13 protein-coding genes are annotated in these 13668 nt (G+C 37.2%); 4 read left to right on the top strand and 9 right to left on the bottom strand.

What is annotated here, in order from left to right; genetic code table 11:
- Positions 1-50: 50 nt before the first annotated feature.
- From FZF09_RS01055 to FZF09_RS01030, 6 genes are all read right to left on the bottom strand, one after another.
- Positions 51-998: a dihydrodipicolinate synthase family protein gene (locus tag FZF09_RS01055; protein ID WP_158734712.1), complete on the bottom strand. Its 948-nt coding sequence runs from the start codon at positions 996-998 to the stop codon at positions 51-53.
- Positions 999-1094: 96 nt separating this feature from the next.
- A complete protein-coding gene (locus FZF09_RS01050) occupies positions 1095-2429 on the bottom strand; it encodes an NRAMP family divalent metal transporter (protein WP_158734711.1) in 1335 nt (444 codons plus the stop codon).
- A gap of 188 nt (positions 2430-2617) precedes the next feature.
- Positions 2618-4897: a xanthine dehydrogenase family protein molybdopterin-binding subunit gene (locus FZF09_RS01045; RefSeq protein WP_158734710.1), complete on the bottom strand. Its 2280-nt coding sequence runs from the start codon at positions 4895-4897 to the stop codon at positions 2618-2620.
- 16 nt (positions 4898-4913) lie between these two features.
- The gene (locus FZF09_RS01040; RefSeq protein WP_158734709.1) at positions 4914-5408 is read right to left on the bottom strand and encodes a (2Fe-2S)-binding protein; all 495 of its coding nucleotides are present in this window, start codon (positions 5406-5408) and stop codon (positions 4914-4916) included.
- A 53-nt stretch (positions 5409-5461) separates the two neighbouring features.
- Positions 5462-6316, bottom strand: a complete 855-nt coding sequence (locus FZF09_RS01035) for an FAD binding domain-containing protein (RefSeq protein ID WP_158734708.1) — start codon at positions 6314-6316, stop codon at positions 5462-5464.
- 64 nt (positions 6317-6380) lie between these two features.
- Complete coding sequence (locus FZF09_RS01030; RefSeq protein WP_158734707.1) at positions 6381-7043, bottom strand: GntR family transcriptional regulator; 663 nt, start codon at positions 7041-7043, stop codon at positions 6381-6383.
- 266 nt (positions 7044-7309) lie between these two features.
- Between FZF09_RS01030 and FZF09_RS01025 the strand changes: the two genes are divergently transcribed.
- Entirely contained in the window at positions 7310-7963 is a 654-nt protein-coding gene (locus FZF09_RS01025) for a type 1 glutamine amidotransferase domain-containing protein (RefSeq protein WP_158734706.1), read from the top strand.
- A 55-nt stretch (positions 7964-8018) separates the two neighbouring features.
- Here the strand turns inward: FZF09_RS01025 and FZF09_RS01020 are convergent, their stop codons facing one another.
- Positions 8019-9707 carry a methyl-accepting chemotaxis protein gene (locus FZF09_RS01020; RefSeq protein WP_158734705.1) on the bottom strand — a complete coding sequence of 563 codons (1689 nt, stop codon included), beginning with the start codon at positions 9705-9707 and terminating at the stop codon, positions 8019-8021.
- 227 nt (positions 9708-9934) lie between these two features.
- Here FZF09_RS01020 and FZF09_RS01015 point away from each other — a divergent pair, with 227 nt between their 5' ends.
- The gene (locus FZF09_RS01015; protein ID WP_158735009.1) at positions 9935-11038 is read left to right on the top strand and encodes a 5-methyltetrahydropteroyltriglutamate--homocysteine S-methyltransferase; all 1104 of its coding nucleotides are present in this window, start codon (positions 9935-9937) and stop codon (positions 11036-11038) included.
- A 64-nt stretch (positions 11039-11102) separates the two neighbouring features.
- On the opposite strand, the gene FZF09_RS01010 is transcribed toward FZF09_RS01015, so the two are convergent.
- The gene (locus FZF09_RS01010) at positions 11103-11567 is read right to left on the bottom strand and encodes a helix-hairpin-helix domain-containing protein (RefSeq protein WP_158734704.1); all 465 of its coding nucleotides are present in this window, start codon (positions 11565-11567) and stop codon (positions 11103-11105) included.
- A gap of 388 nt (positions 11568-11955) precedes the next feature.
- On the opposite strand from FZF09_RS01010, the gene FZF09_RS22725 reads away from it, so the two are divergent.
- Positions 11956-12327, top strand: a complete 372-nt coding sequence (locus FZF09_RS22725; protein ID WP_233269359.1) for a hypothetical protein — start codon at positions 11956-11958, stop codon at positions 12325-12327.
- Positions 12305-13075, top strand: coding sequence for a S8 family peptidase (locus FZF09_RS01005; protein WP_233269358.1), 771 nt, complete (start codon positions 12305-12307; stop codon positions 13073-13075). The genes FZF09_RS22725 and FZF09_RS01005 overlap by 23 nt, the downstream gene beginning before the upstream one ends.
- Positions 13076-13258: 183 nt before the next feature.
- Here the strand turns inward: FZF09_RS01005 and FZF09_RS01000 are convergent, their stop codons facing one another.
- Entirely contained in the window at positions 13259-13600 is a 342-nt protein-coding gene (locus FZF09_RS01000) for a DUF3870 domain-containing protein (RefSeq protein WP_158734703.1), read from the bottom strand.
- Positions 13601-13668 lie beyond the last annotated feature (68 nt).

Below are 13668 nucleotides of genomic sequence, written 5' to 3'. Positions count from 1 at the left end.
GTGAACCCTCCATATTGCTTATTTGTAATGATATTAAAATATTCGAAAAATTATTTTTTGATTTCCTTGTATTGTGGTAATCTAGCGTTCATAATAACTTCATCAATTATATTACGCTCTTCCTCCGAGATTTTTTGTAAAGGAGGTCTCACATAGGCTTTTTCCATTCTACCTAATAAAACATTTGCCTCTTTCATTCTGTTATGCATATCCAAAAAAGGCTCTTTGTAAAACACTTGAACTAAAGGATAAAGTTTTTCAGCTATTATACGGGCTTTTTCTAAATCATTTGATTTAACTGCCTCATAAAGGTGCACTTGAATTTCCGCTATAAGACTGCCGTGTCCTGAAAGAATACCATCAGCACCTATACAAAGTGAAGCAAGTAATGATTTACTAAAGCTCGTTAATATGGATATGTGCTTGTCTAATTTCTTTAGTTCACGGTAGTTTTGCTCATAAACAAATATATCATTAGACCACTCTTTAACAGCTACTACATTATCAATTTCTTTACAAATTTTCACTAAATGGTCCGTTGGAATATGCAAACCTGAAGTGGTAGGGTACACAAAAGCAACAATAGGCAAATTCGTTGCTTTAGCTACCGTAGCGTAGTGATAATATGCCATGTCAGGTCGTAATTGATGCCCAAAATTTAAAACTTCTGACGGAAACACTAGAAGGGCATCTGCACCTTCTCTTTCAGCCATTTTAGCCATGTCGGCTGCTTTTTGAGTTCCATTTTCATAGATTCCACAAATAACAGGGACTTTTCCGGAGACTTCATCTAAAGTAATATTTAAACTCCTTCTTTGTTCATCAAATGTTAATGAAGCTACTTCCGCAGCGTGCCCATTAGTAGTGATACCTGCGACACCTTTTGTGTTTACAATATGCCTAATATGGAGTCGATAGTTTTTCTCATCGAGTTCTAATTGTTCATTAAAGGCGATCAAATTAGCAGGAATTACTCCTGTTAAACTAGAATGCTTCATATTTAATAAACACCTCTTTTTTGTATGGTTTTTGTTTATGTTTTTATCATTTCAATGGCTCTAATAGAGGAAGACGATGAATGATAAATTCTATTACTACAGATTAATCCAAAATCTAATTGTTGCAATCAAAACTAGGATAAGACCTAAAGCCACACTAATATTCATTGGTTTACTTAGTTTTAATTCATTCATAACGTTTGTTTTATTGCCTATTAACCACCAAAGAATTATTCCCACCGGCATAAATGTAAGATTAACGGCACTTGCATAGATAACCCCCTGGAATGCATTCCAACCAAAAAGTGGAGCTGTTACACCTAATATTACTACTGCTAATTGACTCAGTTTAAATTTTGTAGACTTTGTATCAACCTTCCATTTCATTGTATCTGTGATTAAATAACCAGATAGAAGAACTTGTGAAACCAATGTTGTAAATACCGAAGCTAGCAACCCAATCCCAAATAAATAGACTGCAAATCCTCCTGCAAATGGTTCGAGTGCTTGGGCTGCAACGATCCCATCTGTTACTACTGTTCCTTCTTGAAATAGTGTTGAGGCTGTAGCTATAACAACAACTAACTGTACAAGAAGTAACATAATATGAGTAAATGTTATTTCAAAAATACTTAAGCCGCTGCGCCTTTTACCCCATTTTCTTTCCTTTATTCCATAAGCGGCCATTACTGGTACGTTTACCGCAATTGCTGCTCCTAGAAGGCCTGCAAATGTGGCCATTTCTTCACTAGAATTAGGTAAAGTTGGTACAAATAACCCTTTAAATAATTCTCCCCATGGAATATCAATCATAAATAGTACGAGTAAAAAGGTAAGAAATAGAAGCCAAATGGAAATTCGGAGTGTTGTTTCTATGATCTTTATATATCGGTCTCCTTTGGCCGGATTAAACACGATAAGTAGTATAAAAACTAATCCAACGAGAGAACCTAATCTTTGGTCTACTCCAAACAATGTTTCTAATGCCATACCAGCTAATAAAAAGTTAACAGCATGGAAAATCGCATTTACCATAAAAACACAAATACCGGTAAACAATGCTGCTCCTTCACCTAAAAATTTTCTTACAGCTCCTATCGTTCCTTCACCTGTAGCTAACGTTAACTTTGTACATAAAATACACGCGATCCAAATAGTAAACACTTCTGGAACCAGAGCCCATAAAAATTTAAAACCTGTTGATGAACCTACAACAACAGCAGCAGCTATTGTTGCGCCTCCTATATTTAATGCAATAGCTACCCAAGCAGGTCCCATTAATTTTGAGTATTTCATCAATTTACTGAGCGGTGTTGCATTATTGGCTTCTTGTAAGTCACTTGGTTCTATTTCTGCCTGTTCAGTAGCAGCTTGTTCTGCAACAGCTTGATCTGAAGCAGTTTGTTCATTGGAAATTTCTCTTTTGTCCATAATTTCATCCTCCCTTAAAATTTACGTTTACCTTCTAACTCCCAATTGGGTATAAGTAGAAAATTATTCACCGTGATAATCGCGGCATAAATTGGAAGATGATACGAGAATCTAATAAACAACAGATCAAAAACCTTTTTTTCAACCTTGTACATTCAAGGTAAAAGAGTTAAACGATAAGTATTTATCTATTTTTTATTATTTATTAATCCCCAAACTTTTTCTGCTGAGATTGGCAAATCTTTCATTTTTATACCTACTGCCTCAGACACAGCACCAGCAACAGCAGGAGCAACAGCAATAATACCACTTTCGCCAAGACCTTTTGCTCCAAACGGACCAGGTCCATCGTGGTTTTCTATGAAATCGCTTTCAAAATTATCTGGAATATCCATTGAAGTTGGCACTCGATAATCTAATGCACTTCCATTCATTAGTTTAGAAGAATTGTTATCATATACCAATTGCTCCATCAATGTATGACCTAACCCCATTATTGCTGCACCTTCTTCTTGGGCTTCTGCTTGTAATGGATTAATTACACAACCCACATCGCTTACATTGAGCAGTTTATTGATATTTAACTTTCCAGTTTCTTTCTCTACTTTTACTTCAGAAGCTGTAAATACAATTTCCCAAAAATCTGCCAAACCTCCCATTGGATGATTATTAATCTTCGTCCCTTTAAACACTCCTCGTCCGACAATCTCTCCTAAATTTGGTCCCATATATTCAGTAAGAATCTCAGCATAAGAGATAACTTTTTCGTGTACTTTTACGTATCCGTCAGATATTATCATTTCTTCGCTTGTTTTCAATGTATAGAGTTCATGTATTATTTCTTTTATTTGATTTTTTATATCATCACACGCACTCTTAATTGCTCTACCCATACTTACCGTTGAGCGACTTCCTGCTGTAGCTGTATCAAAAGGAGCTACGGATGTGTCACCAAGATTTACAGATACACGATTCATAGGTACACCTAATTCCTCAGCTGCGATTTGACCCATAACAGTTTTTGCTCCTTGTCCCATTTCAGAAGTTCCTGAAGATACCGTGACACTTCCATCGGCGTGTAGTCTAACAATTGATTTAGAAACAGATGCTGGAATGGGGTTTTTTATCCCAATCGCTATCCCTTTGCCTTTGTTTTTTTCATTATCTTTTCCCCAACCTATTAATTCAGCAGCTTTGCGCAGCCCTTGTTTCCAATCCCCATCTACAGGATTATCCCCTGGTATTAACACATCTCCTTTCTCAGGAAGATTTTTAAGTCGAATGTCGACCGGGTCAAGACCTACAATTTTACTTGCTTCATTCATTTGAGATTCCAAAGCCCAAATTAACTGTGGCATCCCAAATCCTCTAAATGCAGTACTGGGCACTGTATTTGAATAAACAGCTTCACAATTTATTCTAGCATTTGGTGTTCGATAAGGACCGCATGCAAGATAACTAGATTTTCCTGCTACTCTTGGAGCAGAATCAGCATAAGCTCCTATTAAGTATTTTATTGTAATATCTTGATAGTTAATGAATCCTTCACTATTAAATCCCGTGCATATATTGACTTGTGCAGAGGAGCGTCGTGCGGAAAAAAAACCTTCATCTAAAGATAATGTAATCTTTACAGGTCTTACAGTTTCCATTGCTAGATAGGCTGCTAAAGGTTCAATTTTTGGATAGCCTTTCCCTCCAAATCCTCCACCTATTGTGTTAGAAATGGCTCTTACTTTTGACAATTCCATATTCAACGCTTGCGCCACAACCCGACGCAAAATAAAAGGGTGTTGGATTGGGGTTTTTATTACTAATTCATCATCAACAGGATATGAAATGCAAGAATACGGTTCAATTGGAAAATGGTGAATCATAGGAAATTCAAACTCATTATTGATAGTGAACGAACTGTTTTCTTTCTGTAGATCAACATCCCCCCAATTATAATCCCAATGGCCACATATATTAGAATTTGTTTTCTCGTTATCCTGATCATTCGAATGAACGATCGGCGCATTTGGTTTTAATGCCTCTTCTATTGTTGAGACAGACGGTAATTGTTTATACTTAACTTTTACATATTTCAAGGCCTTCTTAGCGGTCTCTTCATCGACTGCTAATACTATAGCAATCGGTTCCCCATGATATTTAACTTCCTTGTCAGCCAACAACGGCTGATCTTCTTTAATAGAACCAAAACGCGGTACAGGTTGAGATAAATTTTCTCCTGTCAATACGTCATAAACACCTTTTATAGCTTTAGCCTCTGTTGTATCTATTTTAATAATTTCAGCTCTTGCATACTCAGAACGTAAAAGTTTTCCATGTAGCATACCTGGCATTTTCTGATCAATAACATAATCTAAAGTGCCAGTTACTTTTTTTAATGCATCTGAACGTTTAACATTTTTCCCCACTATTTTTAAATCGTTCTCTGTATCTTTATCTGCAATCGTAATACTCAAGTTTTTCACCTCATTTCTATAATACTTTCACTTTTTCTTTATATTTCTGTGCTGCTGATTGAACAGCACAAATAATTCTGTAATACCCGGCACATCGGCAAATATTTCCACCGAGTGCTTCTTTTATTTCTTCTTCATCAGGGGAGTCGTTTTCATCAAGTAAATTTTTGGCAGACATAACCATTCCCGGAATACAGTATCCACATTGTACAGCACCTTCTTCTATAAATGCTTCTTGTACCGGGTCAATCTCTCCATCTTGTGACAGACCTTCAATTGTAACAATATTGCTTCCTTGGACTTCAGGGGCTAACACAATACACGATGTTACTGATTTTCCATCTACAATTACCGTGCAAGCTCCACATTCACCCTCCTCACAACAAAGTTTGGTTCCAGTTAATCCTTCCTGACTCCGAAGAACTTCAGCTAAGGTCCAGTAATGTTTCACTCTTATATTTTTGCTTTCACCGTTTAAAATAAATTCAAGTTCAAAAGATTCATTCTCCATTCTTGGTTCTCACCTCATTTCTGTTTCATATTCATAAATAATAGAATTGTATATCAGTTTGTAAGGATTTTGAGTGAATTTTCTAAAGACTTTCGAGTTATTACTTCAACCATTGCAAGACGATATTCCTTGGTTGCACGTAAATCCGATATTGGATTTGCATTATGTACAACTTTCTCAAGTGCTTTATCTATATTTTGTTGATTATACCCCCCTTGATTCAATACGTATTCTGCCGAGCAGGCTCTAAAAGGAATAGGAGCAACGGCACAGAGTGCAATTCGCGTTTCATAATTAGATGCAGCTAACGTTGCTGTTCCCACAATAGTTAAGTCGGCCCCTTCTCTGCGCGCCAATTTCACAAAATTTGATGTTGAGTTAGCAGGCGGGAAGGGAAAAAACAAACTTTCGACTATTTCTCCCTCTTTTAAGTCCGTTTTACCCGGTCCTTTAATAAAAGATTCAAACGGTATAGTCCGGCGACTGTTCATCCCAACAATGGTTACTTCTGCATTGTATATAAGTAGTGCCGGAGCAGTATCAGCTGCTGGGGAAGCATTGCAAATATTACCAACTAGTGTACCTCTGTTGCGAATTTGCTTTGACCCCACCTTTCGAGCTGACTCTGACAAAGCTGGATATAATTTCTGTACATCAGGATGTTTGGTTATATTAATAAGTGTTGTAAGCGCTCCAATTGTCATTCCGTTGGAACAAAAAGTTATTTTTTCATACAATTCTTTAACATGTTTTATGTCAATGACATGTTGTGGAGCAATCTTTCCTACTTTTAAATGGATAAGTAGATCTGTTCCACCAGCAAGTAATGCTGCTGAGGATCCATGTTTTTTTATCGTTGAAAAGAGATCGTCTAAATTATTAGGTACATGATATAAAAATTCCGACACGAAGTTTAACCCTCCTTCTATTAAAAACTTCCAATGGCTTCAACAAAAGTTGACAATATAACATTTATCCTTCCTCTTTTTTCGAGACCTCTACAAACAGTTCAGCCGTATTCAACTTATGCAATTTAACTAAATGTTCTGTTTTTTCTTCATCTTTTTCTTCCATTGCTTTAATAATTTCATAATGCTCTTCTACTGATGCAAGCATTCTTTCAGGACTAAATGCAAAAACTGCCTGGGTCCAACTTCCTTCCCAAAGGTTAAAAATCATATCATATAGTCTTGGATAGACGGAGTTTTTATAAATGTATCGGTGAAAATCTTTGTTCGCTTGACCAAATTCCTTATCATTACCTTCTATTGCATACGCTTTCATTTTATCAGTCATTGATTTTAACTGTTTAATTTTGTCGGCATCCATATTAGAAATAGCGGTTTTTGCTGCAAGCCCTTCTAACACTGCCCGAATATCAAATATTTCTCTGATTTTCTCTGAATTAAAAGTTTTGACACGTGCTCCTTTATGAGGAATTACTTCAACTAAACCTTCCGTTTCTAGTCTTTTTAAACCTTCTCGCACAGGGATAATAGAAACATTTAATTCTTTAGAAACCTTGCTAATGTTTATATCCTCACCCATGGATAGTTCACCGTCCAATATTTTACGTTTCAAAAATTGATGTACATAATCTGACTTGGTAGTGTAAATGTTTTTAGTTACTGTCATTTAATTGCTCCTTTTTTTAACTTAACTATAAAATATATGATATATCATATATTGTCAATAATATTCTAAAAATTCATCCTTTTTTGTACAAATTTTTAACCCGTAAATTAACTTTCTCTTTTTAAAGAATAAAGATTAATCAGATGTTTGATACTATTACGTGGAAAATATCAATGTATTTTCACCTATTCTTCTAAGCAATATAATGTACAATTTATTTTCTAGAATTTACAATAAGATTGTATTAATAAAGGGAGGTTTTTATTTTGTCAAAACACATTCTCATGGTTGTAACCAATCATACAACAATTACAGATGACCACAAAACGGGGCTTTGGCTTGAGGAGTTTGCTGTTCCGTACAATGTTTTTAAAGACAATGGCTATGACGTAAAGGTCACAAGCATTGAAGGCGGAGAAGTTCCGCTTGACCCAAACAGCATTGAAGAGCGCCCTGAATGGAAAACAGCAGAAGAAGAACTAAAAAATACAGCCGTGTTGAGCGAAAATGACACAGAAGATTTTGATGCCATTTTCCTCCCTGGCGGACATGGAACGATGTTCGATTTTCCAGATAACCAAACACTGCAAACCGTATTGCAGCACTTTGCAGAAAATAATAAAGTCATTAGTGCTGTTTGTCATGGGCCGGCGGGGCTTGTCAACGCAGCATATGCTGACGGCACACCGCTTGTGAAAGGAAAGAGAGTATCTGCCTTTACAGATGAAGAAGAAAAGGAAATGCAGCTAGATACGCATATGCCATTTATGCTTGAAACCGAGCTGCGCGAAAAAGGAGCAAATTTTGAGCGCGGCGACAAATGGTCCGATTTTTCCGTTGCGGATGGGAACCTTGTTACTGGTCAAAACCCACAATCAAGCAGAAGTACTGCAGAAAAAGTGGTGAATGCGTTAAATTAAATATTAGAAAAAATAGCAGGTTCCTTTATGGGCAACCTGCTATTTTTATAATTGGTTATACTTTAAAGCGGCCGACATGGTTCTGCAATTCAGCCGCCATATTTGATAAATTTTCAATGGCAGATTGTGTTTCTTCTGCGGAAGCCAGCTGTTCTTCAGCTGCTCCTGCTACTTGTTGAGAATGATCTGTAGAGGCCTTTGAGACTTCAGCTAAATGGTTGATAGATGATTGAATGTTGGCTGTACCCGTTGAAAGCTTATTGGAAGCAGAGGAAACACTTTTAATTTGTTCTGTTGTATTCTCCACAGCTGAAATGATGCCTTCAAAAACACTTCCTGCTGCTTGCACATCATTTATGCCAACCTGCATCTCAGAAGTTCCTTCATTCATTGATTGCACGGCCTCAAAAGTCGATGTTTGAACTTCCTTAATCAACTCATCAATTTTAGAAGCGGAAGTCTTCGATTCGTCTGCTAGTTTCCTGACTTCTTCAGCAACCACGGCGAAGCCTTTTCCACTCTCACCAGCCCTGGCTGCTTCAATCGCCGCATTTAATGCAAGTAAGTTAGTTTGCTCTGCAATATCTGTAATCAAATTGGAAATTTGTCCGATTTCACCAGAAAGATTATTTAATTCTCCTACTTTTTCACTTGCATTTCCCATTGTTTTTTCTACTTTATTCATTTGATGGATGGACCTTTGAACGATCTGCTGCCCTTCTTTTGCCTCTTCTGTCATCGTTAAAGAAGAATCGAGAACCGAAGATGTAAGTGAATCAATGTTACTGACGCCTTGAGATATATCTTTAACAATAGAAGTGTTTTCTTCGGAAACACTCGATTGTGTTTCCGCACCGCTGGCTACTTCCTGAATGGATGTTGTGATATGATTCGTTGCCTCTTGGCTTTGCTGACTGCTTGCTGCGAGCTCTTCTGTAGAAGACGCTACTTCTTCTGTATTATGTTTTACTTGCTGAATCAGCTTTTGAATGTTTCCTACCATACCATTAAAAGCACTGGCTAGCTGTCCAACCTCATCCTTACTTTTTATGTTAAGCCTGGCTGTCAAATCTCCTTCATTTCGTGATAATTCCTCAAGTTTTTCTACAACCATTTTTAATGGTTTTGTCGTTTTTCTTGCTATCATTATTGATAAAATAACCCCTGCTCCTAGCATAACAATGATTGCTATAATTCCATAAACAGCACTCGATTGGATCATTCTTTCGTCTGCAGCTACTTTGCTGTCCATCGCTTCTTGTTGAATTTGCTTAAATTCTTCTAAATTATCATTAAAAATAGTGCGCAGATCTGAATATTCTCCATTATAAATATCTAACGTAGTCTCTCTATTTGATTGCGCTAAAGCCATCATTTGGTCTTCTAGTTCAATTAATTGAGTATTATGGCTATTGACTTCTTCTAACAGTTCCATTGATCTTTCATCAGAAATAAGAGTTAATACTTCTTCAATATTTTCTTCAATTTGTACGGCATTTTCCTCATAGCTTTGACTGTCTTTTTCATTACCTGGTGCAATAATTAATCCTTTTACGGCACTTGATAAAGCTAAGTCTTCATATTGAATCTCTTGAGCCAATGTTAATTTTTCCATTTCTTCATCTGCTAATTCATTATAAGAATCTCCGACTTTTATTAACGAATAATAAACACTAATAAAAGCAATCATAGCAATAATTAGAACAAAACCAAACCCGATCAGCAGTTTCTTTTGAATAGTCATATTGAACCATGCCTTTCGTGCAAAGATGAGAGTCTATAGTTGAAACAACTAAAATAAAATTAACACTTAAGAATCAAAAACTCTACATTAATGTTAGATTATGTAACACATTTTTAGGTAAAAAGTCATTACATTATCTTTTCTATGTACAAATCATTCGATTTACATGTCAAATAAAGTTTGTTACTCTTTTCTACATATTTAATAAAGAAGGAAGGAATGTAGTGATGACAGACCATTCTAATCAACCACCATACCGAGCGGACCATGTTGGCAGTTTATTGCGTTCTGAACGTATCAAAGAAGCACGTACCCAGTACGACAAAGAAGAGATTACTGCAAAACAGCTGCGGGATGTAGAAAACGAAGAGATCATTCGTATCGTGGAAAAGCAAAAAGAAGCTGGTCTTCAAGCTGTCACGGATGGAGAATTCCGGAGAGGGTGGTGGCATTTTGATTTTCTTGAAAACCTTGATGGCGTCGAAGGATATAACGCTGACAGCGGCATTCAATTTAAAAATACTCAAACTAAATCACGTGCTATTAAAGTAACCGGGAAACTTGGTTTTTCCAATCATCCAATGGTAGATGATTTTACTTTTTTAAAGAAAGCAGCTGGTGATCATACAGCAAAAATGACGATACCAAGCCCAAGTATGCTGCACTTTCGAAGCGACATAGATACAAACGTTTATGATAGTGACGAAGCATTCTTTCAAGACTTAGCTTTTACATACAAACAAGCTATTCAAGCTTTTTATGAGGCCGGCTGCCGTTACTTGCAGCTTGATGACACATCTTGGGCTTACTTTTGTTCTGATGAACAACTAGAAAAAATTAAAGAACGCGGTCGTAATCCAGAAGAGTTAAAATCCTGGTATAAAAAGACGATCAACGAAGCGATTGCTGACAGGCCCGCTGATATGAAAATTACGATGCATATTTGCCGGGGCAATTTCCGTTCTACGTGGATTTCTTCTGGCGGTTATGAGCCAGTTGCTGACATTTTGTTTGACGGATTGAATATCGATGGATTTTTCCTTGAATATGATAGTGACCGTGCTGGAGGTTTTGAACCGCTTCGCTTTGTTAAGCGAAAAGATTTGCAGATCGTACTAGGCTTGATTACTTCTAAGTCCGGAGAACTTGAATCGGCGGAGGAAGTAAAGCGCCGCATTGAAGAAGCTTCTAAATATGTAGCTTTAGATCAGCTTAACTTAAGCCCTCAATGCGGATTTGCTTCCACAGAAGAAGGAAATTTGCTGACAGAGGAAGAGCAATGGACAAAACTTCGACATGTAACAGATATTGCCTCAGACGTCTGGAAGTAGTTTTTCTTCATTTGTAAAACCTAAACCTGCGGAATGAATGCTCTGTTCATCTCAGCAGGTTTTTTTATTCATACCATGCCCTTTCAGGACGTTCTACTGGGTATCCATACTCCGCCCGATACTCCTTTCGTTTTACTGTAAAATCGAACCATTTTCTGCTGCTGTTTGGATGGCGGGCGTGGTGCACCATACAGCGCAGTTGATCTTCTACACATGGGTCTGTCCAAACACCTAGATTTTGTTCGAGTTCATCCAGCCAGTCTGCTCCGCTTTTCTCTGCTAACTCTTGCAGCGACAGCACCCCTAACCCATAAACAACCTGTTCTGCTCCTTTTAATCCTATTGATGGTATATGCTGAAAGACAGCCAACGCTCTTAATGTTTCTGCCCGCTCCTTTGAACAACGCAGCATTAAACGGAGGTCTTCTGTTTCATAAGTATGAATCATCGTAAGAGTTACTCCATTTCTACGCAAAGATTTTCTTTCTTCTGCAGTCAAAGGAAGGTTTGGTCTGTTCATTTTTTTCATTTATTAACCCCTCTTTCCTATGTCCTGCTTGGAACATAGTAATACTATAAAACTCAACAATTTCCTGACATAGAGATGATAGGATTTATTCTCTCTTCAGGACCTGCCAGCAGATGTAGAAAGTTACCAAAACAAATGATATGCATACTTGCAAGTCTTATTATATAAAAAGTGATAACCTTTTACTTTTTCCTTCTAGCATTCTCTCATTTTAATTGAATCAATTTCATAAGTGCTATTTTGATTTTCAACGATAACAAAGAAGTTTTATACAACGTTCGTTTATAATGATATAGAAATGAATTCTGAAATTTATTCAATTATTTAAAAATTTTATCTTTCTCTTTCTCTATTTTAATTAATCTATTAAATCAAGGAGGTATTTTTTATGATAAAAGAAAATTTGGGTAAAAAACCTGGTACTGCTTTAGTGATCGGACTATTTATCTTTACCGGACAAGTTCAAGCGGAACAAGTAGATAAAGAAGAATACTTAATCGGTTTTAACACAGCTATTGGAGAAAAAGAAGTTCAAGAAGTAAAGCAAGCGAACGGAGAAATCGAACATGAATTTAAACATATGAATGTTTTAGAAATAATTATTCCTAAACAAGCTGCAAATGCCTTTGAAAATAACCCTAATGTTAAATTTATTGAAGAAAATGAAGAAATGGAAGCATTGGAACAAGAGGTACCGTGGGGATTAAATAGACTTAAAGCTTCTGATGTGCATGGTGATGGAAACACGGGAAGCATGTAAAGTTGCTGTGCTTGATAGTGGAATAGACGGCAAACACGAAGATTTACAAGTAGCAGGAGGTGCTAGTTTCGTTGAGAGTGAGCCTGATCCACAAACAGATGGAAACGGCCATGGTACCCATGTTGCCGGAACAGTAGCTGCCGTGGATAACAACAGCGGGGTGCTCGGAATGTCTCATGGAGCTGAAATATATGCCGTAAAAGTGCTCGGTTCCGATGGAAGTGGAGATTTCAGCAGTATTGAACAAGGATTGGAGTGGTCTATTGATAATAATATAGATATTGTTAATATGAGTCTTGGCGGCACGATAGGTTCTCAAACACTCAAAGAGGCAAGCAGCAATGCAAATGAAGCTGGCATTACTGTCATTGCGGCAGCTGGAAACTCTGGCTCTTTACTCTTTTTAAATACCATTAGCTATCCAGCGAAGTATGATTCGGTTTTGGCCGTTGGTGCTGTAAATGAAAATGACACTCGTGCATCGTTTTCTAGTGTAGGAGAGGAGTTGGAGGTGATGGCTCCAGGAGTCAATATATTAAGTACGACACCTGATAATAACTATCAAGCCTTTGATGGTACGTCTATGGCGGCTCCTCACGTTGCCGGTTCAGCAGCACTCATGCTTGATAATAATCCAGCCTTATCTAATGAAGAAATACGCCAAAAGCTAAATTCAACAGCAGATCGATTAGGTGATTCCTCTTACTATGGTAATGGAATCATTAATCTTAAAGCTGCTTTACAATAATCGTTCAATACCTCATCGGTAGATAGACCATTAAACAATAATTAAAAGAGGACGGTGCTGTCCCATAAAGCAGTTGTCGGTAAACGCACTGGAATAAACTCGATTACCTGCAGGAATCTCCCATACTCCAGCTGCTAGATGACCATCATACTAAACTAACGTTTGAGACAGCTCCCTCTTCCTTTAAATGGTTTTATTTGATTGTTCATCTTCTTTTGCTATTTCGTATTGGCGGTATAAATCTTTCAGGGCAGCTACTAATGCATTTGCTGCTTTTCCTTTATAATGTGTTTCGATTAATTTTTCCGCGTCTTCCACACCATCTTTTATGCTGATCCCTTTTAATATTTCGTGAATGTACTGGCGGCCATGGTCAGTTGCTAGCGTACAGGATGCTTCGATTATTACCCCATATTTGCGGTCCACTTCTGCAGTTATCGTAAGAGAGTTGAAGATGCTTTGAGCTGCCATTCCTTGCGGAAGTCTGGCATGCCCAGCTATAAAACAAGTATGAACATTAGCCATTGTAGTCCTCCCATCATTCCAGCTTCTTCCTTTATTGTACAATGGATTGCTGTTTAATGGATAGAACC

It is taken from the genome of Alteribacillus sp. YIM 98480 (genome assembly GCF_009765375.1).
GTDB lineage: Bacteria > Bacillota > Bacilli > Bacillales > Marinococcaceae > Alteribacillus.
Note: the sequence above shows the minus strand (reverse complement) of the source record. Positions and strands in the feature narration are given on the sequence as shown.